Origin of the sequence: Arthrobacter sp. DNA4, from assembly GCF_024362385.1 — a bacterium.
Taxonomy (GTDB): Bacteria; Actinomycetota; Actinomycetes; order Actinomycetales; family Micrococcaceae; genus Arthrobacter.
The window spans coordinates 2,827,481-2,850,269 of sequence record NZ_CP101466.1 but is presented as its reverse complement, the minus strand read 5'-3'; the positions used below and the strand labels follow the sequence as shown (position 1 = coordinate 2,850,269).

20 protein-coding genes and 1 tRNA gene are annotated in these 22,789 nt (G+C 67.3%); 9 read left to right on the top strand and 12 right to left on the bottom strand.

The genetic code is table 11. The features are described from left to right. Positions 1–74 precede the first annotated feature (74 nt). Positions 75–563 (top strand): hypothetical protein, encoded by a 489-nt coding sequence (locus NMQ03_RS13115; protein ID WP_255172559.1) that lies wholly within the window; start codon positions 75–77, stop codon positions 561–563. Positions 564–611: 48 nt separating this feature from the next. Here the strand turns inward: NMQ03_RS13115 and NMQ03_RS13110 are convergent, their stop codons facing one another. Next, positions 612–1,439: an alpha/beta fold hydrolase gene (locus tag NMQ03_RS13110; protein WP_255172558.1), complete on the bottom strand. Its 828-nt coding sequence runs from the start codon at positions 1,437–1,439 to the stop codon at positions 612–614. A gap of 81 nt (positions 1,440–1,520) precedes the next feature. Continuing rightward, a complete protein-coding gene (locus NMQ03_RS13105; protein ID WP_255172557.1) occupies positions 1,521–2,918 on the bottom strand; it encodes an amino acid permease in 1,398 nt (465 codons plus the stop codon). 287 nt (positions 2,919–3,205) lie between these two features. On the opposite strand from NMQ03_RS13105, the gene NMQ03_RS13100 reads away from it, so the two are divergent. Genes NMQ03_RS13100 through NMQ03_RS13080 form a run of 5 tightly spaced genes read left to right on the top strand, consistent with a single transcriptional unit; the run spans position 3,206 to position 8,944 of the window. Then, positions 3,206–3,916 carry an NUDIX domain-containing protein gene (locus NMQ03_RS13100; protein ID WP_255172556.1) on the top strand — a complete coding sequence of 237 codons (711 nt, stop codon included), beginning with the start codon at positions 3,206–3,208 and terminating at the stop codon, positions 3,914–3,916. Beyond that, complete coding sequence (gene nadA, locus NMQ03_RS13095; protein ID WP_255172555.1) at positions 3,913–5,217, top strand: quinolinate synthase NadA; 1,305 nt, start codon at positions 3,913–3,915, stop codon at positions 5,215–5,217. The genes NMQ03_RS13100 and nadA overlap by 4 nt, the downstream gene beginning before the upstream one ends. Beyond that, positions 5,217–6,860, top strand: coding sequence for an L-aspartate oxidase (gene nadB, locus NMQ03_RS13090; RefSeq protein ID WP_255172554.1), 1,644 nt, complete (start codon positions 5,217–5,219; stop codon positions 6,858–6,860). The genes nadA and nadB overlap by 1 nt, the downstream gene beginning before the upstream one ends. Next, positions 6,853–7,770 (top strand): carboxylating nicotinate-nucleotide diphosphorylase, encoded by a 918-nt coding sequence (nadC, locus tag NMQ03_RS13085; RefSeq protein WP_255172553.1) that lies wholly within the window; start codon positions 6,853–6,855, stop codon positions 7,768–7,770. The genes nadB and nadC overlap by 8 nt, the downstream gene beginning before the upstream one ends. Positions 7,771–7,777: 7 nt before the next feature. Next, complete coding sequence (locus tag NMQ03_RS13080; protein ID WP_255172552.1) at positions 7,778–8,944, top strand: cysteine desulfurase family protein; 1,167 nt, start codon at positions 7,778–7,780, stop codon at positions 8,942–8,944. 13 nt (positions 8,945–8,957) lie between these two features. On the opposite strand, the gene NMQ03_RS13075 is transcribed toward NMQ03_RS13080, so the two are convergent. After that, positions 8,958–9,458 carry a GtrA family protein gene (locus tag NMQ03_RS13075; RefSeq protein WP_255172551.1) on the bottom strand — a complete coding sequence of 167 codons (501 nt, stop codon included), beginning with the start codon at positions 9,456–9,458 and terminating at the stop codon, positions 8,958–8,960. Between the two features lie 25 nt (positions 9,459–9,483). Beyond that, complete coding sequence (locus NMQ03_RS13070) at positions 9,484–10,146, bottom strand: DUF1684 domain-containing protein (protein ID WP_255172550.1); 663 nt, start codon at positions 10,144–10,146, stop codon at positions 9,484–9,486. A 180-nt stretch (positions 10,147–10,326) separates the two neighbouring features. Here NMQ03_RS13070 and NMQ03_RS13065 point away from each other — a divergent pair, with 180 nt between their 5' ends. Beyond that, on the top strand, positions 10,327–11,154 hold the full coding sequence (locus tag NMQ03_RS13065; RefSeq protein ID WP_255172549.1) for a hypothetical protein: 828 nt from the start codon (positions 10,327–10,329) through the stop codon (positions 11,152–11,154). A 70-nt stretch (positions 11,155–11,224) separates the two neighbouring features. Further along, on the top strand, positions 11,225–12,031 hold the full coding sequence (locus NMQ03_RS13060; RefSeq protein WP_255172548.1) for a transglutaminase family protein: 807 nt from the start codon (positions 11,225–11,227) through the stop codon (positions 12,029–12,031). Here NMQ03_RS13060 and NMQ03_RS13055 read toward each other — a convergent pair. The 8 genes from NMQ03_RS13055 to bcp all read right to left on the bottom strand — a co-directional run bounded on the left by NMQ03_RS13055 (position 12,028) and on the right by bcp (position 22,119). Next, positions 12,028–12,489 (bottom strand): MarR family winged helix-turn-helix transcriptional regulator, encoded by a 462-nt coding sequence (locus NMQ03_RS13055; protein ID WP_224026440.1) that lies wholly within the window; start codon positions 12,487–12,489, stop codon positions 12,028–12,030. The genes NMQ03_RS13060 and NMQ03_RS13055 overlap by 4 nt on opposite strands. Then, entirely contained in the window at positions 12,489–13,598 is a 1,110-nt protein-coding gene (locus tag NMQ03_RS13050; RefSeq protein ID WP_255172547.1) for an LLM class flavin-dependent oxidoreductase, read from the bottom strand. Before NMQ03_RS13050 ends, NMQ03_RS13055 begins: the two co-directional genes overlap by 1 nt. Positions 13,599–13,787: 189 nt before the next feature. Continuing rightward, the gene (locus tag NMQ03_RS13045) at positions 13,788–17,018 is read right to left on the bottom strand and encodes an efflux RND transporter permease subunit (RefSeq protein ID WP_255172546.1); all 3,231 of its coding nucleotides are present in this window, start codon (positions 17,016–17,018) and stop codon (positions 13,788–13,790) included. Between the two features lie 69 nt (positions 17,019–17,087). After that, on the bottom strand, positions 17,088–18,590 hold the full coding sequence (locus NMQ03_RS13040; protein ID WP_255172545.1) for a malate:quinone oxidoreductase: 1,503 nt from the start codon (positions 18,588–18,590) through the stop codon (positions 17,088–17,090). Positions 18,591–18,669: 79 nt separating this feature from the next. Next, positions 18,670–20,337 carry an ABC transporter substrate-binding protein gene (locus NMQ03_RS13035; protein WP_255172544.1) on the bottom strand — a complete coding sequence of 556 codons (1,668 nt, stop codon included), beginning with the start codon at positions 20,335–20,337 and terminating at the stop codon, positions 18,670–18,672. Positions 20,338–20,500: 163 nt separating this feature from the next. Then, complete coding sequence (locus NMQ03_RS13030; RefSeq protein ID WP_255172543.1) at positions 20,501–21,205, bottom strand: fasciclin domain-containing protein; 705 nt, start codon at positions 21,203–21,205, stop codon at positions 20,501–20,503. Between the two features lie 232 nt (positions 21,206–21,437). Beyond that, positions 21,438–21,519 (bottom strand) — tRNA-Leu (locus tag NMQ03_RS13025). 126 nt (positions 21,520–21,645) lie between these two features. Then, positions 21,646–22,119 (bottom strand): thioredoxin-dependent thiol peroxidase, encoded by a 474-nt coding sequence (bcp, locus tag NMQ03_RS13020; protein WP_255172542.1) that lies wholly within the window; start codon positions 22,117–22,119, stop codon positions 21,646–21,648. A 95-nt stretch (positions 22,120–22,214) separates the two neighbouring features. Between bcp and NMQ03_RS13015 the strand changes: the two genes are divergently transcribed. Next, positions 22,215–22,673 (top strand): MarR family winged helix-turn-helix transcriptional regulator, encoded by a 459-nt coding sequence (locus NMQ03_RS13015; protein WP_255175607.1) that lies wholly within the window; start codon positions 22,215–22,217, stop codon positions 22,671–22,673. The last annotated feature ends 116 nt before the right edge of the window (positions 22,674–22,789 follow it).

The following is a 22,789-nucleotide window of genomic DNA, read 5'->3' as shown; positions in this document are numbered from 1 at the left end:
CAAAAATTCGGCGTGGACGCCGCTCATCCCGTCGGTGGAGTGCATCGACCCCCATGCCCGTCAGGCTTGCCCGTATGGGGGCGCCCCTGCTTGCGACCAGCCTTCTCGCGGCGCTGGCGGCATGTGCGCCCGCCGTGGACTCCACGGCTGCGGGACTGGATCTTGCTTCCGCGAAACAGTCCCTTCTCAGTCAGCAGGACGAGCTGAAGGCAGTGGTGCCGCCGGGCGAAGTTTCCACGTCGACGCGGACCGAAAAGTCCCGTGCATTGTTTGAATGCGGGAACGGCGGCTATTACTGGCCGGGAATGATGGATGTGGTCCTTACCCCGGATGCCGACGTCGCGGCCTTGCTGCCGCAGATCGAAGCCGAGTGGTCCGCGAAGCCTGGTTGGACGGTCCAGTCCGGGACGGGCATCAATGGAATCCCCGAACTGGTAGTCGTCAGCGGGGAAGGGTACCGGCATTCAATCGAGTACAACCCGCAGCGGAACTCACTTTACGTGTTGTCCTCCTCCGCGTGCTTCCACATGGAGGGAGGGCCGGATCCGGGGGTTGACTACTGACCGGACAGGATGTGAATCAATCCGCGCCGCCCAAGGGATCGCTGCAGCCTAGACGCCCAGGAATGAAATGGCGGCCTGCTTGAAAGCCCTGCTGGTGATGGCGTTGGTGTGGTTCCGGCCTGGCAGGACCAGCTGCTCGGCCATGGAGCCGGCACTGCGGGCCAGCTCGGCGAGCTTGGGCAGCGTGTGGGCCCGCTCGTCCTTGTCGCCAACCACCAGCAGCATGGGAACGTGGGGTACCGCTTCGGCGGGGTCGTAGGGCTCTGCCTTGATGGCCTCCACCAGGGACAGCAGCGCGAAGATGTTGTTGCTCGGCAGCAGCAGGGCCATTTTGAGCAGCTGGGCGGTGGATTCGTCGTTGATCGGCGTGCCGTCCGCCAGGTAGTCCTGGGCGGCCCGAAGGTCGAATGCGGCCAGGGGGTCGGAGTCGTTGGGTCCGCCGAGCACCAGCCGGTGCACCAGCTCGGGCTGGGTCGCGGCGAACTCCCAGGCGAGCCGGGACCCCAGGGAATAGCCCACTACGTCCAGCCCGCTGGCAGGGTCCCCGTCATGCAGGGGGCGCGCTCCGGCGTCGAACGCTGCCTGGAGCAGGTCCGCCCTGATTTTGCTGGGGGAGTAGGAATCCCGGTCCTCCGGCGCACCGCTGCGGCCGTGGCCCGGCAGGTCAACGGTAATGACCCGGCGGCCGGCGTCAAGCAGGGAGGACACCCAGCCGGTGTCCTCCCAATTGAGTTTGGAGGAGGAGGAAAAGCCGTGCAGCAGGAGGACCGGCCGGAGGCCGGCGTCGCTGGCGGGTTCATGGACCGCCACGTACAGCTGCGGGTCGGTCCCTTCAACGGTGTGCGCCTGCTGCTGTCCGGTGTGCCTGCCGCTCATGGTGTCAGTTCCCCAATCAGGTACGGCGCCTGGGCGGGCCCGGCGCGTCGGTGCGTCTTCCTTGGAAAGGTACGCTCCACTCTACCTGTTGGCGGCCCGGTTCCTGGCGGCCAGCCGGGCCCCGGCGGCGCACGCGAGTGCAATGCCGGCGATCAGGGCGAAGGTGCTGAAGAGCTGGATGCGGCTGTCCTCGGCGCTGAAGCCGACGGCGAAGATAAGTCCCAGCAGGACCAGGCCCAGGATGGTCAGGCTGGGGAAGCCCCGCATGCGCAAGGGAAGCGCGGTGCCGTCCCGGTCTGCCCGCCGCCGCAGGATCAGCTGGGAGACCAGAGCGCTGCCCCACACCACCAGGCACGTGGATCCCACCAGCTGGAACAGCGCCGGCAGGATCCGTTCCGGAAACAACAGCTCCAGGACAGTGGCGATGAAACCGAAGGCCACCGAGACTGCCACCGCGAGGAGCGGCACGCCCGCATTGTTGAGCCGGGTGAGGACCCGGGGCGCCTCCCCCCGCTGCGAGAGCGAATACACCATGCGGGAGGCGCCGTAGAGGTTCGCGTTCAGCGCCGAGAGGAGGGCGACGACGGCCACGAGGGTGATGGCGGTGGAGGCGCCTGGGATTCTGGCAGCGTCCAGCACGCCGGCGAAGGGCGAAGCGAGACCCTTGGACGTGGCGGGAAGCACGGCGGCAATGACAAAGACGGAGCCGATGTAGAACACCAGGATGCGCCACACCACGGTCCGGATGGCCTTGCCGACGCTGCGCTCGGGATCCTCGGTTTCGGCCGCGGCCACGGAGACGATCTCCGTCCCGCCGAACGCGAAGATCACCACGAACAGGGCTGCAGCAACACCGCCCAGGCCCTGGGGCGCGAAGTTGCCGGTCAGGTTTTCCGCCCCGGGGGAGTCGACGCCGGGCAGCAGGCCAAGGAGCAGGGCGGCGCCCACTGCAAGGAACAGGACGATGACGGCCACTTTGAGGATGGCGAACCAGAACTCGAACTCACCGAAGTTCCGGACGCCGGCCAGGTTGATGCCGGTGAAGACCACCATGAATAACAGCGCCAGCGCCCAGACCGGCACCACGGGCCAGACGGAGAAGAGCAGGCCGGCGGCACCCAGGGCCTCCGCTGCAATCACCACCACGAGCTGCAGCCACCACAGCCAGCCGATGGTGGCTCCTGCGGTCCGGCCCAGCGCCCGCTCCGCGTACACGGAAAACGCCCCGCTGGTGGGATGTGCAGCGGCCATCTCGCCCAAGGCCCACATCACCAGGATGATCAGCGTTCCGGCAACGAGGTAGGAAACGAGCACTGCCGGTCCGGCCGCCTGGACGCCGGCACCGGATCCCAGGAACAGTCCCGCCCCGATGGCGCTGCCCAGCCCCATCATCGTGAGCTGCCGCGGCTTCATGCTGTGGCCGGCAGTGGCTTTGGTGGGGAATGTGGCGGACGTGGTCCCGCCGGACTTCGTCGTCATGGGGCAATGCACCTTCTGGGGGCTGGTTAGGGGGTCCGGCCTCTGGGGGCCGGGGTCCTCGTGGGACCTCTTGAATTTACCGCCTCCGGAACGCGCCCGGAAACGGACGGGAAGGCAGGGGCCGCGGGAAGAGGGTTCCGGGGCAGCCGGCCGCGGCCCCGACCGGGATGCAGAAATATTTCCCTTTCGGGCGCGCCCGGCCGTAGAATTAGTTTTGGTCAAGATGACCATAACTAACCGAGGAGCGCCCAGAGGGCGGTCGATGGTGACGGAAGGCGGTGAAGCGGGTGTACTACAGTTCGGCGAACGTTTCCGAGCGGCAGGCCGCGCCGCCGTCGCTGGCCATCTCCACGGTGATCTTCGCACTGCGGCCCAGCGAGTCCTCGGGCCGGCCCACCTTATGGCTTCCCCTGGTACGCCGCATCCGGGAACCCTTCAAGGGGTTGTGGGCGCTGCCGGGCGGACCCCTCAGCCATGACGAGTCCCTCCAAAGCGCCGCCGCCAGGAACCTGCAGGAGACCACAGGCCTTGCGCCCCGCTATCTTGAGCAGCTGTACGCCTTCGGCGGCCTGCACCGCTCGCCCACCCAGCGCGTGGTCTCCATCGTCTACTGGGCCCTGGTCCAGCCCACGGAGGCAGCGCTCGCGGACGAATCCGAAAACGTGAAGTGGTTCCGGGCCGACCGCCTGGGCGACCTGGCCTTCGACCACAACGCAATCGTGGACTACGCCCTCTGGCGCCTCCGCAACAAGCTGGCCTACGGCTCGGTGGCCTACCACCTGCTGGGCGAGTACTTCACGCTGGCCCAGGTCCGCGAAGTCTACGAAGCCGTCCTGGACCGCCAGCTGGACCCGGCCAACTTCCGCCGCCAACTCAAGTCGACCCCGGAAATCGAAGAAACCGGGGAATACCTCCAGGGCGGGAAGCACCGCCCGCCCCGCCTCTACCGCTACACCGACCGGCCAGGCCTTGACCCAGACAACAGGAGCACACCATGAGCAGCGTCAACACGGCAATCCAGCTGATCACGCGCGAACAGGCCGAGAAGGGCGCAGCCGCCGAACGCAGCACCTGCAGCCCGGCGCTGGCCAAGGGCCCGTGGGACTACGACCTGGCCGAGGCGCTCGCCGGTGTCCCCGCCTATGGCCCGGGCGCGTCCAGCGCCGACCCTGCCCCCGCCACCACCCCGCGCCAGGGCCAGCTCCCCGAGGAGTACAAACTTGCCGGCGACGCCGAGCTCGGGGAACGGATCAAGGCCGCCAAAGCCACCCTGGGTGAACGCGCCGTCATCCTGGGCCACTTCTACCAGCGCGACGAGGTCATCCAGTACGCGGACTTCGTGGGGGACTCCTTCCAGCTCGCCAACGCGGCACTGACCAGGCCGGAGGCAGAGGCCATCATCTTCTGCGGCGTCCACTTCATGGCCGAAACCGCGGACATCCTCTCCACCCCGGAGCAGGCCGTCATCCTGCCCAACCTGGCCGCCGGATGCTCCATGGCCGACATGGCGGACGCGGATTCCGTGGAGGAGTGCTGGGAACAGCTTGCGGAAATCTTCGGCACCGAGCCCGACGCCGACGGGCGGGTTCCGGTCATTCCCGTCACCTACATGAACTCCTCCGCAGCCCTGAAGGCGTTCTGCGGTGAACACGGCGGGATTGTCTGCACCTCCTCGAATGCAAAGACGGTCCTGGAGTGGGCTTTCCAGCGGGGCCAGCGGGTCCTGTTCTTCCCCGACCAGCACCTGGGCCGCAACACGGCCAAGGCCCTGGGCGTCCCGCTGGAGCAGATGCCTATGTGGAACCCGCGCAAGGAACTCGGCGGCAATGACGAACAGGCGCTTCTGGATTCCCGCGTGATCCTCTGGCACGGGTTCTGCTCCGTGCACAAGCGCTTCAACGTAGCCCAGATCGAGAAGGCCCGCGCGGACTTCCCCGGCGTGCAGGTCATCGTGCACCCCGAGTGCCCCATGGAGGTGGTGGACGCCGCAGACGCTGCCGGCCCCACCGACTTCATCAAGAAGGCCATCGCCGCCGCCACCGAGCCCACTACGTTCGCCATCGGCACCGAAATCAACATGGTCAACCGGCTGGCCGCCGAATACCCGGAGCACACCATCTTCTGCCTGGACCCGGTGATCTGCCCATGCTCCACCATGTACCGGATCCACCCCGGCTATCTCGCCTGGGTACTGGAGGAACTGGTGACCGGCCGCGTGGTCAACCGCATCACCGTGGACCACAACGTGCAGGCCAACGCCAGGACGGCGCTCGAGCGCATGCTCGCCGCGAGGCCGTGATGACAGGCCGGCTCGCCGTCGTCGGCAGTGGCATTGCCGGGCTCTACGCTGCCCTGCTCGCTGCCGATGCCGGCACGGACGTAGTGCTCCTGACCAAGGGCGCGTTGGACCACAGCAACACCTGGTACGCCCAGGGCGGCATCTCAGCCGTCCTCGCCGAACCTGCACCAGGAGACACCGTCGCCGCGCACATCGCCGACACCCTCCGCGCCGGGGACGGCCACTGCAACGAGGCCGCAGTCCGGCTGATGTGCATGGAGGCGCGGCGGGACATCGCCGGCCTCCAGCGCTACGGGGTCGCCTTCGACACGGAACACGGGGACGCAGCGGACGACGGCGGCCCGGCCCTTGGGCTTGAAGCAGCCCACAGCGCCCCGCGGATCCTGCACGCAGGAGGAGACGCCACGGGTGCACGCGTCGCCGGGGCGCTGATCCAAGCCGTCCTGTCCCGGCGGGATGACGGCAAGCTCGCCATCCTCACGCATGCCCAGGCCACCGCCCTGGTGACCCGGGACGGGCAGGTGGCGGGAGTCCAGTACCTCCAGGACGGCCGGCGTGCGGTCCTGGATGCGGATGCCGTCCTGCTCGCCACCGGGGGAGCAGGACAACTGTTTGCCCAAACCACCAATCCCGCCGTTGCCACCGCCGACGGACTGGCGCTCGCCGTCCGCGCCGGAGCGGCAGTGGCAGACCTCGAGTTCTTCCAGTTCCACCCCACCTGCCTGGTCAGCGCTGCCACGGCCCACCCGGCCCGCCTGCACGGGCCGCTGCTGATCTCAGAAGCCGTCCGGGGCGAAGGAGCCATCCTGCTGGACTCCGGCGGCCGCCGCTTCATGCAGGCCTACCACCCTGATGCCGAACTGGCGCCCCGCGACGTCGTATCCCGCAGCATCGCCCTCCACCTGGCCAAGCTGGGCGATCCCACCGGCCACGTCTACCTCGACGCCCGGGGCATCGAGCACGCCAAGGGCGCGGGCTTCCTCCAGCAGAGGTTCCCCACCCTCACCCGCAAAACCCTCGATGCCGGCATCGACTGGACCCGCGAACTGGTTCCCGTCGCCCCCGCCGCCCACTACTGGATGGGCGGGGTACGCACCGACCTCTCCGCCCGCACCACCGTTCCGGGCCTCTACGCCGCCGGCGAAGTTGCCTGCACCGGAGTCCAAGGGGCAAACCGGCTGGCCAGCAACTCCCTCCTCGAGGGACTCGTCTTCGGCCGCCGCGCTGTTGAAAGCTTCCTCTCCTGTGACGGGGGCTGGGACGCGTCCCGCGTCAGCGATGCTCCGCGTGCTGCCTCGGCCGCGGACGGCCTCCCCTTGGCGCACGCTTCCGGGGAACCCTTTTCGCGGGAGGCTCTACGCCGCCTCATGACCTCGCACGCCGGGGTTTTGCGGTCCGGGGAGCTATTGCTCCAGGCCAGGCGGACGCTTGACCGGTGGGCCGCCGTCGTCCGTCCTGGTCCGGGGTGCGATGCTGACCCTGTTGCCTGCGAGGACCGGAACCTCCTGCTGGCCGCGCAGCTGCTGGTCGACGCTGCCCTTAAACGTGGTGAATCCCTGGGGGCGCATTACCGCAGCGATGAACCAGTCGAGACTGACAAACTGACTTCCCTCCGCCCGAAAGCGAGCCTGCTCCATGACTGAACCCGCCGTGATCGACCAGGCAACGCCCCTGCGCCCCGCGCTGGACCTCACCCTTCCGACGGCCCCCGTCCGGGACATCCTGCAACGGGCCTTCGCCGAGGATGCGCCCTCGGGTGACATCACCTCGCAGGTGCTCATCCCCGCCGGTGCCCGCGCCACCGCCGTCCTCAACGCCCGCGTGCCCGGCGTCATGAGCGGAGCCACGGTCTTCCGCGACGCCATGCAGCTGGTGGACCCGGCGACCATGGTGGAGCTGCTGGTGGCGGACGGGGAAACGTTCGACGCCGGCACGCACCTCGCCCGGGTCAGCGGCACCGCCCGCTCGGTGCTGCTGGCAGAACGCGTGGCGCTCAACCTTGTCCAGCGGATGTCCGCCATCGCCACCAAGACCGCCGAATTTGTCCGGCTCGCCGACGGAACCCGGGCCCGCATCACCGACACGCGCAAGACCACCCCTGGGCTGCGCATCCTTGAACGCTTCGCGGTGCGTTGCGGCGGCGGCTCCAACCACCGCTACAGCCTGTCCGACGCCGTGCTTGCCAAGGACAACCACCTCGCCGTAATGACCGGCGGGGACCCGGCGAAACTCACCGCACTCCTGCTTACCGCCAAGGCACAGCTGGGCCACACCACCCACTTTGAGGTCGAGGTGGACCGCATGGACCAGATCGAACCCGTGCTGGCCGCCGGAGTGGACACCATCATGCTGGACAACTTCACCCTCGAAGGGCTCAGGGCCGGGGTTGCCCTTGTGGCCGGCCGTGCCCGGGTGGAGGCCAGCGGGAACGTGAATACCGGCACGGTCGCGGCCATTGCAGCCACCGGTGTGGATGTCATCTCCGTTGGCGCACTCACCCACTCGGTGGCCGCGCTGGACCTGGGCCTCGACGTCGAACTGGCCGCAGGGTGACGCTGCCGTGATCTTCCTTGACGCCGCCGCCACCACCCCGGTCCGCCGTGAAGTGCTGGACGCCATGTGGCCCTACCTCACGGGCGGATTCGGGAATCCCTCCAGCCACCACACCCTGGGCGAGGCGGCAGCCGAGGCTCTCGCGCAGGCTCGGAGGGCCGTGGCGGATGTCCTTGGCTGCCGGCAGGGCGAAGTGGTGTTCACCTCTGGTGGAACCGAAGCGGACAACCTGGCGGTGAAAGGCATCGCCCTGGCCCGGCAGGCGGCAAACCCGCTGCTGGACCGGGTGGTGATCAGCGCCGTCGAACACCCCGCCGTGGAGGAATCCGCCCGGTACCTGGAGCGCTTCCACGGCTTCGCCGTCGACGTGGTCCCGGTGGATCCAACAGGCCGCGTCACACCCGAAGCACTTGCCGGGGTGCTGCGCCCGGAAACCGCGCTGGTGAGCATCATGTACGCCAACAACGAGGTGGGAACCATCCAGCCCATCGCCGGGCTGGCGGAACTCGCCCGCGCCCAGGGCATCCCGTTCCACACCGACGCCGTCCAGGCCGCCGGCTGGCTGCCGCTCGACACCCGCCCTCTGGGCGTGGACGCGATGAGCATCTCGGGGCACAAGCTGGGGGCACCTAAAGGCTGCGGCCTGCTGTTCATCCGGAGCCGTACGCGCTTGGAACCGGTCATCCACGGCGGCGGCCAGGAGCGGGGCCGCCGGTCCGGAACGGAAAACGTTGCCGGCGCGGTGGGGCTGGCCACCGCCCTCACGCTTGCCCGGGACCGCCAGGCAGGGGAGCAGGCAAGGGTTGCCGCCCTGCGGGACCGGTTCATCGCAGCCGTCCTGGCAGGCGTGCCGGACGCCGTCCTCACCGGGCATCCGTCCGAACGGCTGCCGTCAGTGGCGTCGTTTTGCTTCCCCGGTACCAGCGGCGAGTCGGTGCTCCTCGAGCTGGAACGCCGCGGCGTGGTCTGCTCCAGCGGCTCGGCGTGCGCTGCAGGGTCGGACGCGCCGTCGCCCGTGCTCACGGCCATGGGCATTCCGGCCGAGGTGGCCCAGACGGCGGTCCGGTTCAGTTTCGACGCGTCGGTGACGCGGGAGGACCTCGACGCTGCCGCGGCTGCCGTCCAGGCGGCCGTGGCCGGCGTCAGGAACCTCGGAGCGGGCCCGGGCCGGTAGCCCCCTGTAAACCCTAGCGGTGGCGCGCGCGGCGGAAGATCCAGTGCCGCAGCATGCTGAAGCGCACGGCGGTGGCCAGGAAGCCGGACAGCGTGGTGGCCACCAGTTCGTCACCCACGGTGGCGTCCGGATTGAACCAGTGCAGCACGCCCAGGCTGCTGCCGGTGATCACCAACGCCACGGCGATCACCACCAGGCCGTTGAGGTGGTCGCGGGTGCGGCGTTGCTGGTAAGCAATCTTGAAGGTCAGCCGCCGGTTCAGGGCCGTGTTCAGCAGCGACGTGAGGACCAGCGCCACGGCGTTGGCCAGCTGGGCGCCCAGCCACGGCCGCAGCAGCGCGTAAAGCCCCAGGGACGCCGCGGTGCAGATGACCCCGACGCCGGAGAAACGCAGCAGCTGCCGGATGACCGGAAAGCGCAGTACACCACGGTGGTGCCTGGTGGCGGGAAAGCGCCGGGTGGCGGTCTCCGTGTCAGTCTCCGTGGCGGCGGGTGCGGACAGACCTTCCCTCACGCGGCGTAACTGGGGACGGCCGGCATCAGTACAGCTCGCCCACGGGAATTTCCACTGCCAGGCGGTTTGATGGCCCGGGCAGCGGGCAGGCCCACGCCTCGTTGTAGGCGCAGGAGGGGTTGTAGGCAAAGTTGAAGTCCAGCACAAAGGTGGCGCCGGGCCCCGTGCCGCTGACCCCGTGGAACGCGCCCTTGATGGTGTCCAGCAGGTAGCGCCCGGCCCCGTAGCTTCCGCCCGGCTGACCGGCCGTGGCGTCGCGGAACGGAACGAAGATGCCGCCGCCGTAGCCATGGATTTTCCAGACCCCCAGCTGGCCCATTTCCGGCAGGTCGAACGTGCCCAGCCGGACGAAGTTGACCACGCCGTCGGTTCCCGTGTCCACGCTCATCTCCCGGCCTGCGCCTTCCTTGGTGAGCGGGACGTGGAAGCGGTAGATGGGATCATAGTCGGCAGTCTTGAGGCCGGAAAAGCGCGCCTTGTCCGCCGCTGTCAGGGCGGAAGCCGGGTGCGTTGCGAACATCAGGTCCCGCTGGTGGCGCCAGTATGAGTGCGCCTCGGACGGGCTCTCGGCGGAGATCCGCCGGACATTGTCGTAGAGCGCAAACGTCCGCAGCCGCCAGTCGGCAATGTCCAGGGCGGAAATGTCCGCGGGATTCTCTTCGGCTGCGCCGTGCTGCTCTTCCGACATAGCCTCCAGCCTAGTCCCAGGCCGGGGTGGTAGACGTCCGACGGCGACACGCCGGGCCGGGTGCCCGGCCTGCGGCCGGGTGGCGGGCGGGTTGGGAGGAGCCTGGGGGCGGGTGTCCGCGATGCGGAAAACACCGCCGCGGCAGGCGGGGGAGGGGCGGGTCCCGTTAGGCTGGGCCTCATGACGGGCGCGCCAGTAAAGACTGTTCTTTCCGGTATCTCACTCGTGGCTGCCGCGGTTCTGCTGGCAGCGTGTTCCGGACAACAGACGGCCGGGTCCGGATGGACTGCGCAACCGGACCCCTCGGCACCGGCGGCGTCCGGAACGGCCTCACCGGCCGACGGGGCGGGCGCCGGGGCCACGGCAGCGGCGCCGGCCGGCAGCGCAACAGCATCAGCCCCGGCCTCCGGCGAGCCCCGGGCTGTACCCACCGCAACGTCCTGGAAGACGTTCTCCGATCCCGCAAAGACGGTCAGCTTCGATTTGCCGGCGGACTGGATCGCCCAGTCCGTGGCGCCGGAGGAAGGCGTCCTTCCCGGCGGACTCAGGGTTGACGTGAAGAAGCCCGACGGAACCTTCATGGCCGCGCTCCGGACGGGACTGCCGCCGTCGTCCGCCGACTGCCCGGAAAGCGCACAGCGCCCGTACACGGTGATCAGCAGCGTACCGTTCGACCTTGCCGCGCAGGGTGGGGAGGGCACCATCCCGCCACGCATGGTTTACCGGGTGATCCAGGGCTACCGCTACTTCGGTTCCTACGGCATCACCAACCTGGTGGGAGGAACCGACGGGAAGGCGTGCGAGCTGCGCAACGTGGTCCGCGGCCCGGCCGGGCAGGGGGACTACTCGTTTGGGGACCTGGTGGCCCTCAAGGCCTTCGCGCCGGACGAGAAGGTGGCCCCGGCGAAGGCGTTCGACACCTTGGGCCAGGCGGCCCAGTACGTCAACGGGAGCCCTGACTTCGCCAACGTGCAGCGGATGCTAATGTCGCTGAAGGTCAAAAACTAGTCCCGCTGCCCGCGCCCACCAGGCGCCGGTGCGCCGACTTGCCTTCCACCCCCAACACCCCCGGAGATTCATGGAACGCTCTGTTTCCGCACGCCTGGCCTTCAAGACCATCGCCAACACCAAGGTGGCCATGGCCATCGCCGTGGCGAGGAACAGCGGCTACTCATCCTTTGACGAATCCCTGTCCGTGACGGCCGGGGGCGCGGAGGTTCCCCTCACGGAAATTTCGGACCACCACGGGGGCCGGTTCCACTACATGGAGTTCGCCGAGCCTGCCGAAGTCACGGTGGAATACTCGGCCACAGTGACCGGCCGCGCCGTGCCCGAGGAGGCGTGCCTGGCCGACCGCATCCGCTACGTGCGTCCCAGCCGGTATGCCGAGTCGGACCGGCTGCTACCGACGGCCTACGCCGAATTCGGCGGGGTCCACGGGGCCGACCTGGTGCATGCGGTCCGCGAGTGGGTCAATGGCGAACTGCGGTACATCAGCGGCTCCTCCCGTGGCACGGATGGCGCGGTGGAGACGCTCCTGAGCAGGCGGGGGGTCTGCCGGGACTTCGCTCACCTGGCCATTGCCCTGCTGCGGTCCAAGGACATCCCGGCCCGCCTCGCGGCTGTTTACGCCCCCGGCTTGAATCCCATGGATTTCCACGCCGTGGCGGAAGCCTATGTGGAGGGTGCCTGGCACGTCATCGACCCCACGGGGCTTGCCCCGCGGGAGTCGATGCTGCGCATCACTGCGGGCCGGGATTCGTCGGACACGGCCTTCCTTTCCACGGTGGGCGGCAGCCTGGTGTTGAACCAGCTGCGCGTGACCGCCGTGGTGAACGGGGACCTTCCGGCCGAGGATCCGGCCCGGCTGGTGCAGCTGGGCTAGCGCTTCCCCAGCGAGTTCCGCAGCTTGTCGGTCAGCCGCATGAGTTCCTTCTGCTCAGCGGCCGTCAGGGCGGGCCCCACCAGGGCCGAGATGTCCCGCACATGCTCGCGGCCGATCTCTTTCTGCAGTTCCCGGCCCTCGTCCGTCAGCTTGAGCAGCACGCCGCGGCCGTCCTCCGGTGCCGGCATCCGGGCCACGAGTCCCCGCTTTTCGAGCCGCTCCACCAGCCGGCTGAGGCTGGACTGGCTCAACAGGACGTTGTCGTTGAGCTCGTTGAGCCGCAGCCAGCCGGACGGGCAGCGGGAGAGCGTGAACAGGACGTCGTATTCGTTCACCGCAAGCTTCCGGAACGCCGGTCCGGACTGCAGCTTCCGCATGACAGCCACCTGCGCGCGGAACAGCGATTCCCAGGTTTCCGCCGCCAGCCGCACCGGCGATTCCGATCCTCCCGCAGCCATTACGCCACCGGGGTGGCTTTGCCGGCGTCCTGTGACGCCAGCAGGGCGGCCACGCGTCCTGCGTGGGTGGGCGGCTCCGGTACGTGGGCGGGCTTAAGGGCTGCGTACTCCCTGCGCAGGACCGGCAGCACTTCCTCGCCGAACAGGTCCAGCTGCTCCAGGACGGTCTTCAGGGGCAGGCCGGCGTGGTCGATCAGGAACAGCTGGCGCTGGTAGTCACCGAAGTGCTCGCGGAAGGTCAGGGTCTTCTCGATGACTTCCTGCGGGCTGCCCACGGTCAGCGGTGTCTGCGAGGTGAAGTCCTCCAGGGACGGACCGTGGCCGTAGACGGGGGCGTTGTCGAAGTACGGGCGGAATTCCTTCACCGCATCCTGGGAGTTCTTCCGCATGAAGAACTGGCCGCCGAGTCCCACGATCGCCTGGTCCGCCTTGCCGTGGCCGTAGTGCTCATACCGCTCGCGGTAGAGGCCGATCAGCTGCTGGTAGTGCTCCTTGGGCCAGAAGATGTTGTTGGCGAAGAAGCCGTCACCGAAGTAGGCGGCCACCTCGGCGATCTGCGGCGTGCGGATGGAACCGTGCCACACGAAGGGGGCCACGCCGTCGAGCGGGCGGGGAGTGGAGGTGAAGTTCTGCAGCGGGGTGCGGAACTTGCCGGACCAGTTCACGGTGTCCTCGTCCCAGAGCTTGCGCAGGAGGCTGTAGTTCTCGATGGCCAGTTCCACGCCGTCCTGGATGTTCTTGCCGAACCACGGGTAGACCGGCGCGGTGTTGCCGCGGCCCAGGACCAAATCGACGCGGCCGTCGGACAAGTGCTGGAGCATGGCGAAATCCTCGGCGATCTTCACCGGGTCATTGGTGGTGATCAGCGTGGTGGCCGTGGAGAGGATGATGCGTTCGGTCTGGGCTGCGATGTAGGCCAGGGTGGTGGTAGGGGAGGAGGAGAAGAACGGCCGGTTGTGGTGCTCGCCGATGGCGTAGACATCCATGCCGATTTCCTCGACCTTTTTGGCGATGGCCACCGAGGCTTTGATGCGCTCGTGTTCGGTGGGGGTGTGGCCCGTGGTGGGGTCCGTGGTGATGTCGCTGACGCTGAATACACCGATCTGCATGACGTGCCTTCCGTTCCTGGACTTGCTGGCTTGGTTCCAGTGTAGACCAATGTAGATGCATTTGCATCTATTGCCTTCTGTAACACCACGTCCCGTGGATTATTCCCCGCCCTTGCCTAGGGGCCATGCCCTGGAACGCAGCGATGCCCGCACCAGGATCTGGTACGGGCATCGCGGCTACGTTGGGCTTTATCCGGCGCCGGGCGCCGCCCGGCGGCCGCTGACTTTAGGGACCTGGCCAGTGGTCCAGTCCCTGAGTTCGGCGTCGATGTCCGAACCGGGCCCGGGTTCCGGGCGGGCCTGCAGGTCCCGCAGCAGCGCCTTCTTCTCGCGCCGGCCTTCCACCAGCCGGTAGAGCACCGGAACCAGGATCAGGGTCAGCGCCGTGGAGGACACCAGGCCGCCGATCACCACCACTGCCAGCGGCTGGGAAATGAACCCGCCGCCGCCCGTAAGGCCCAGGGCCATGGGGGTCAGGGCAAAGACCGTGGCAAGTGCCGTCATGAGGATGGGCCGGAGCCGCTGCCGGGCGCCGTTCGTGATGGCGTCCGCCACGTTCATGCCCGGCCGGCCATCGCGTGGCTGCCGGTACTGGTTGATCAGGTCGATCAGCACGATCGCGTTGGTGACCACGATGCCCACGAGCATCAGCATGCCGATGAGCGACGGCAGGCCCAGCGGCACGCCCGTGAGCAGCAGCAGGGCCACCGCACCGGTGGCCGCGAACGGAACCGAGACCAGCAGGATCAGCGGCTGGATGAGCGACTTGAAGGTGGCCACCATGATGACGTACACGATGGCGATGGCTGCCAGCAGGGCCAGGCCCAGTTGCCGGAAGGACTCTGCCTGCTGGGTGGTGGCGCCACCGATGGTGGCGGTGACTCCCGGCGGCAGCTGGACATCGGCCAGGCGCTTTTGGACTTCGGTGTTCACTGCGCCCAGGTTGGAGCCCGACGGCGTGATGGACACCTTGGCGGTGCGCTCACCATTGCTGGCAGTGATGGAGACCGGGACGTCCACCTGCTCCACGGCGGCGATGCTTCCCAGCGTCACCGACCGGCCGCCCGCCGGAAGCGGGATGTTCCGGACTGCATCGATGCTGGTGAACTTGGTGCCCTGGCCGATCCGGACGGGGAAGTCGTTGGTGTCGATCCGGACCGTGCCGGCCGGGATGGGGCTGATGGTGGAGGCCAGGACGCCGGCCACCTGTTCCTCGTTCAGGCCGGCGGCCGCGGCTTTGGCCCGGTCCACCTTGACCTGCACCACGGGGTTGCTGGCAGCAAGGTTGCTGGCCACCTCGCTGGTCCCGGGGACGCCCGTCATGGCGGCCACCATGGTGTCGCTGGCCGACTGCAGGTCGGCGCTGGTGGCAGCCTTCAGCGTGATGTCGACGGTGGACGAGGTGCCGAAGCCGCCCTGCTGGGTGCCTACGGAGATCTTTCCGGCGTCGGGGACCTTCGCAAGCTCCGAGCGCACGGTGTCCTGGAGCCGTTCCTGGTTGGCCTTTTCGTCGGTCACCACCGTGAACGTTGAGTTGGAGGAGCCGGTGGAGGTGAGTGCGGCGAAGCCTGCCTGGGCGTTGCCGGACGTGACCTGGACATCCTTGATGCCGTCGATGCCGCGCAGGACCCCTTCGAGGCGGACGGCGGCGGCACTGGTGTCGGCCAGGCTGGTTCCGGTAAGCAGTACCTGGCGCACGGTCAGGCTGTTTTGCCCGGAATTTCCGAGGAGGTTGGTGGCCAGCAGCGGTGTCATGGCACCGGTGGCTCCGAGCACCAGGACAGCCGCCACCAGGGTGATGACGGGGTGCTTCTGCGTGGACCGGAGGATGGGAAGGTAGCCGCGCTGCAGCCGGCTGCGCTGCTCGGCGTCGTGGGCCCTTGCCTTGGCCTCGCCGGCAATGCGCCGCGCCTCGGGGGATCCTGCGGCCGCGCCGGCGGGGCCGCCCTTGGGGTTCTTCAGGAACCAGTAGGCCAGCACCGGAACGATGGTCAGGGATACCAGCAGCGACGCCAGCAGGGCCATGGTGACTGTCAGGGCGAACGGCCGGAACAGTTCACCGGCCAGTTCACCGACAAACGCGATGGGCAGGAACACCGCCACCGTGGTCAGGGTTGAGGCGGTGATGGCGACGGCCACCTCCCTGATGGCGGTGAGGATCGCCGTCGACTTTTCCTCGCCGTAGCTCAGGTGCCGCTTGATGTTCTCGATCACCACGATCGAGTCGTCCACCACCCGCCCGATCGCGATGGTGAGGGCGCCCAGCGTCAGGATGTTCAGCGAGTAGCCGGTGGCTGACAGGCCAATGAACGTGATCAGCAGGGACAGCGGAATGGAGACGGCCGTGACCAGCGTGGACCGGGCGGACATCAGGAAGAGCAGGATGATGGCGACGGCGAATCCCAGCCCCAGCAGGCCTTCCGTGGTGAGGTCCTTGATGGACTTTTCGATGAACGGCGCCTGGTCAAAGACGGGGGTGAACTTGGCGTTCGAGCCCAGCTCCGCCTCGAGTTCATTCAAGGAGTCCCGCACCGCGTGGGAGATCGCCACCGTGTCACCCTCGGGTTTCTTGGGCACGGAGACCGCCAGCGTCTCGGCGCCGTTGGTGCGCGTGATGGAGGTGCGCTCGTCGTCCTTGAGGGAAACATCGGCTACCGAGCCGATGGTCGCCGCGTTCTTGGCGCCGGACAGTGGCAGGGCCTTGATGGCATCGAGGGAATCGACGGGGCTGCCGATCTGCAGCGAGAGGGTCTTGCCCTGGTCCTCAAGTGTTCCGGCAGGGATCAGCGCGCCGTTGTTGGACAGGGCGTCGCGGATGGCGGTAACGCCTGCCCCTGCCGCTGCCATGGCCTCGGTGCGGGGGAGGATCTCGATGTGCTGGGAGGCGCCGCCCGTGACGTCGGCGCTGCGGACGCCGTCGATCTTCTGCAGCCGGGGCACGCTGAGGCGCTGGAGGTCCGCGTTCAGTTCACTGAGTGGCTTGTCCGAGGAGACGGCGAGGAAAACAATGGGGAAGTCGCTGATGCTTCCGGCGATGGCCTGTGGCTGGACATCGCTGGGCAGCGTCCGCTTGGCGTTGGAAATGGCCCGGTCGATCTGGTTCCGGGCCCGGTCCAGGTTGGATCCGTAGGTGAACACCATGGTGATCTGGGAGACGCCGGTCCGCGACGTGGAGGAGGTGGATTCCAGCCCCTCCACGCCGTTCAGCGCCTTTTCCAGCGGACCGCTGACCTGCTTGTCAACCACTTCGGGCGATGCACCCGGCATGGAGCTGAGCACTGTGATCTGCGGGAACTCAATGGAAGGAATGAGCTCCTGCTTCAGCGACGACATAGTGATCACGCCGAAGACCGAGGCGAAGACGGTGATCAGCGCGATCAGGGCCCGGTTCGCCAGGGAAAGGTGCGCCAACCGGAACATGGGTGTCTCCTGGGGGGTCTAAGTGACTGGTACAAGCCCTGGGGGTGCCAGCCGCTGGCCCCGGCAGGGTCAGTGGCTGGCGGAAACACTCTCCAGCTGAAGGGACGCGGCCGTGGCCCGTTCCAGCTCCGCGGCGAGGTCAGGATTCTCATCCAGCTTCACCCCGTAGCCGGGCATCATGTCCTTGAGCTTGGACTGCCAGCCCTTGAAGTTCTTGGGGAACGTCTTCTGAAGCAGCTCGATCATGATGGGGACAGCGGTCGACGCCCCCGGCGAAGCGCCCAGGAGCGCACCGATGGAGCCGTCACGACCGGCGATCACTTCAGTACCGAACTGGAGGATGCCGCCCTTTTGCGGGTCTTTCTTGATGATCTGTACACGCTGACCGGCGGTGATGAGTTCCCAGTCCCCGCCCTTTGCCTCGGGGTAGTACTCGCGCAGCGCCTCCACCTTCTGGTCGTGGCGCTTGACCACTTCCTTGACCAGGTAGGCCGTGAGGTCCATGTTGTCCTTCGCCACGGCCAGCATCGGGATGATGTTGCCGGGGCGGATGGACAGGGGCAGGTCCAGGTAGGAGCCGTTCTTCAGGAAGTTGGTGGAGAAGCCTGCGTACGGGCCGAACAGGAGCGAACGCTTCCCGTTGACGTAGCGGGTGTCCAGGTGCGGAACGGACATCGGCGGCGCGCCCACGGAGGCCTGGCCGTAGACCTTGGCGCTGTGCTGGGCGGCGATGGTCTCGTCCGTGCAGCGGAAGAACTGGCCGGAGACCGGGAATCCGCCATAGCCTTTGCTTTCCGGGATGCCGGAGGCCTGAAGCAGGTGCAGGGCACCGCCGCCGGCGCCGACGAAGACGAACTTGGCGTGGATCTTGCCGTGTTCCCCGGACTTGGGGTACTTCAGCGTCAGGTCCCAGCCGCCGTCGGAGGCGCGGGAGATCCCGGTGACGTCGTGGCCGTAGTTGATTTCGACGCCGTTGTTCCCCAGGTAGGTGGTCAGCTCCCGGGTGAGTGCGCCGAAGTCCACGTCGGTGCCCTCGGCGGCGCGGGTGGCGGCAATACGCTGCTGGGGGTCGCGGCCCTTGACGATCAGAGGCGCCCACTTGGCGATCTGGGCGTGGTCCTCGGAGTACTCCATGCTCCGGAACAGGGGGTGCGGCTTCAGCGCCTCGTACCGGGTCTTCAGGAACCTGGTGTGGTCTTCGCCGATCACGAAGCTCATGTGCGGGACGGTGTTGATGAAGCCCTTGGGGGAACCGATGAGGTTGTTGTCCACCAGGTGGGACCAGAACTGGCGGGAGAGCTGGAACTGTTCGTTGATGAGCAGTGCCTTGGCGGGGCTGACCGAGCCGTCTTTGGCTGCGGGCGAGTAGTTGAGTTCGCAGAGGGCGGCGTGGCCCGTTCCTGCGTTGTTCCAGGGGTCCGAGCTTTCGAGGCCAGGCTGGTCCAGCCGTTCGAACAGGGAGATGGTCCAGTTCGGCTCCAGCTGCTTGAGGAATGCCCCCAGCGTGGCGCTCATGATGCCGCCGCCTATCAGGACAACGTCGGCGTGTGGGGTCTTGGAAATGAAGGTCACGATCAGTCTCCGATTGCAGCGGCTCTGGCTGTCACAGAATATCCCCGCGCAGCCCGCATACTGAAATTGGCCCGGGCCGTCAAGGCTTTAGCTGGACCTTCGTGAAAACTTCGTTTAAGACCGGGGAAGCCGGGTAGCTGAGTACTCGGTCTGACAAGGCAAGTGCGGAGATGGGGAAGGCGATGGGAACCGCCGGCACCGTCGCGGCGATCTGGGCGTTGATGGTGTGATAAAGCTCATCCCGCTCTTTCCCGTCAGGGAGCCCCCGCGCGCGGTTGATCTTCGAAAAGACCTGTGGATCCTGGTACCCGAACTCGCCGTTTTTCTCTCCGAAGAGGGGGCCCACAAAGTTGTCGGCGTCGGAGTAGGAGCCGTTCCAGCCAAGGATGTGGAGGGCATGGTCGACGGCCGACTGCACCTTCTGCAGGTAGCCGTCGGACCAGTCAACCGGCACGGGCCGGATGTTGAAGCCGACGGCGGTGAGCTGGCGGCTGAGCTCGGCATAGACCTTTTCGGGGGTGGGCAGGTATGGCCGGGTGACGTTCATGGGGTAGTAGAACTTCAGTTCCTCGCCGGCGTAGCCGCCCTCCTTCAGGTAGTCCTTGGCCTTGGCGGGATCGTGTCCGAGTTCCGGCGCGTCATTGTTGAAGCCGCTGATCTTGGGCGGGACAAACTGCGTGGCCTTGGCGGTGTTGTCGATGAAGAACTTCCGGATCAACGTTTCCTTGTCGATGGCAAGCTCCACCGCCTGCCGGATCTTCTGGTTCTGGAGTATGGGGATGTCCTGGTTCATGCCCACGTACATCACGGAGAACGGGTCGCGCTGCACGATCTGCTTGCCGCGCTTGACCAGCTGGTCGAAATTTCCCACGGTGACAGCGTCATAGCCATCGATCGTGCCGTCCAGCAGTGCCTGGAGGCGGGTCTGGGGGTGGTTGTAGGCCAGGAAGTTGATGGTGGCGATCTGGCCGCGGTCCCCCCAGTAGGTTTTGTTGCTGGCGAGGGTGACGTTGTCGGTGCCCCAGTCGGCAAGGGTGAAGGGCCCGGTACCGACCGGTTTGGTGGCGAACGCCGACATGGCCTGGCCGCCCCGGTTCTGGTCCAGGACGTCCGCTTTGCCCGAGGCCAGGGCGGCCGGGGATGCGATCGCGAAGGCCGGGAGGGTCAGTGCCTGGAGGAATGCACTGAATCGCTGGGTGAGGTCGATCTGTACCGTGTCAGGTGCCAACGCGGTGCAGCTCTTGAAAATCGAAAGCCCGGGCTCGTCGGAGTGGGCCTTGAACACGCCCTTGAAGGAGCTGCCGGGAGCCTGCTTCCGCAGCTCGGCAGGGAAAGCAAACCAGCGGTTGAAGTTGGCGCAGACGGCGTCGGCGTTGAACGGGGTGCCGTCCTGGAAGGTGACCCCGGTGCGGAGCTTGAAAGTGTAGGTCCGGCCCTCGTTGGACTCGTTCCATTCGGTTGCCAGCAGCGGGGTGGGTTTGCCGGTGGTCTGGTCCACACCCACCAGGCATTCGAGGATCTGGCGGGTGATGCGCTGGGATTCCACGTCGTTGGACAGGGCCGGGTCCAGGCCCAGGGGCTGGGCCGCGGTGCCGAAATTGAAGGTGGCTTGGGGCTCGGCCGGAGGGGAACTGGGCGTGCCGGACGTGGGGGAGGGGGACGGCATGCCCGTGCACGACGTCACGCCCAGCGCCATGAGGACGGCGCCGGCCTTGATGACCGTCCGCCGCGATGTACTGCTGGGCACTCGTTTATCACCTCTGGATGCTGCCGGCTCCGCCGCTTGCGGGCCGGGACCAGTCTAGAGGACCGGGCTTGCGACCGGCCCCAGGCTGGCACATGACGCGCCAGGGCCGGGTCCGCCGGTCTACCGGCGGACCCGGCCCTGTGTTGGGGGGCGGGGAGAGGGCTTACTTGGGCATGAGGACCGAGTCGATCAGGTAGACCGTTGCGTTCTTGGTCTTGACGCCGCCGCAGACCACGTTGGCGTTGTCCACCTTGAGGTTGTCGCCGCTGCCGGTCACGGTGACGGAGCCGCCCTCAACCGTGGCGTGCGTGCCGGCGATCTTGTCCGGGGTGATCTGGCCGGGGACTACGTGGTAGGTGAGGATCTTGCTCAGCAGCGCATCGTCCGTCTTCAGCGTTTCGATGGTGGCGGGGTCGATCTTCTTGAAGGCGTCGTCCACCGGTGCGAACACGGTGAACTCGCCGCCGTTGAGCGTGTCCACCAGGTCAACCTTGGGGTTCAGCTTGCCGGAAACTGCCGCGGTAAGCGTGGTCAGGATGGGGTTGTTGGAGGCTGCGACCGCGACCGGATCGAGGGCCATGCCCTCCACCGAGCCTGCGCCGGTGGGGACCTGCTGGGCGTAGGCGGCGCAGCCGGGGCCAACCAGGTTGGCGGCGGGGTCCATGCTTCCTGCTGAGGAGCTTGCGGACGGGGACGCCATGCTGGAGCTGGACGGGGACGCCATGCTCGAGCTGGGGGCGGATGACATCGGCGCCGACGACGCCGAGGAACCGGAAGTGCTGCCGGAACCGCCGCATGCCGTGAGGCTGAGCAGAGCGGCCGCTGCAACGCCTGCGACGGTGAAAGTGGTGCGCTTGAAGGTCTGCATTTGGGTTCTCCTTGGATCGTTTGCCTGCCGCCATCGGACTGTATGTTCGTGGCGTGCAGCCTGCCTTGGGGTGGGCACCTGCCCTTGGCTGGTGTCTCAATGGCTATTCGCCGGGTGGGCGGCGGCGGATGGGTGGATCTTCGGAGTTTTTCTATTCGGGGCAGAAACTGGCGGTGGAACGGCCGGCGTGTTAACGCAGGAATCCCCCGGCCGGGGGCCGGGGGATCCAGTGTGCGCAAGGGGGGACTTGAACCCCCACGCCCGAAGGCACAGGAACCTAAATCCTGCGTGTCTGCCAATTTCACCACTCGCGCTCGGCGTCCTGCCGTGAACACCCAGACAGGATGTTCGACGACGGATGCCAGTGTCCATTGTAGCGGGGTCTGCGGCCACGCCCGGGCCGGGCCCCGGGTTTGGCGGCGGGGCAGGCGCGGAACAGATCAGGCGTCCAGGTTGAGGTCCCTGCGGAGTTTGGCCACGTGGCCGGTGGCCCGGACGTTGTACTGGGCCAGTGCCACCTTGCCGTCCGGGTCCACCACGATGGTGGACCGGATCAGGCCCTCATACGTCTTGCCGTAGTTCTTCTTTTCACCCCAGGCGCCGTAGGCCCCGGCCACGGCGTGGTCGGCGTCCGAAAGCAGCGGGAACGTCAAGGACTCCTTGTCCGCGAATTTTGCCAGTTTGTCGACGGGGTCGGGGGAGATCCCCAGGACGTCATAGTAAGCAGCCTGCAGGGAGGCAAGGCTGTCCCGGAAGTCGCACGCCTCTTTGGTGCAGCCCGGAGTGGAGGCTGCCGGGTAGAAGTAGACGATGGTGGAGCGGCCGGGCCGGGGGGCCAGGCTGACGTCCTTGCCGGTGGAATCCTGCAGGGTGAAAGCCGGTGCCTTGTCGCCGGTAACGAGTCTTTCAGCCATTGTTTTTCTCCTTGTTGCGGGCGGACACAACAGCCTAGTAAGCAGGTGGAACGAGTGCTAATCGGCATTTGGCTATACTTGCTGCTATGCCTGATATGGATCACTGGCCCACAGGGCGCCTTCTGTCCACTGCTGCGCGACTCGTTGAGCACTCCTGGAACGAAAAACTCGGCGCCATCGGCCTCACCCATGCCGGTGTTATCGCCATCGAGGTCCTTGCCGCGCAAGGACCCATGACCCAGGCCCAGCTTGCCCAGTACGTCCGCGTACAGGCCCAGACCATGGGCAAGACCCTCAGCCGCCTTGAGTCCCACGGCCACATTGCCCGGGTGCGCAGCACCTCGGACCGCAGGAGCCACGTGGTGTCGCTGACCGAGCAGGGCAAGGAAGCCGTTGCCCAGGCCGTGGAGATGGAGCGCTCGGTCCTGGCATCGGCCTCGATCGACCCTGAGTTGCTCCGCCAGGAACTCAAAGCTGTGGTCCGGGAACTGGCCAGCCAGTTCTCCACGACGCCCAGCAACGCCGGAGCCCTCATGGACAACATCGCAAAATAGCCGTTGGTGCTGAAGGCAGCAAAGCCAACCGCGGCCCTGGTTTGGGAAAACCAGGGCCGCGCTTTTTTGTGCCCGGCCGCCGCCCGCCGTCGGCCTTTTGTGCCCGGCCGCCGCCC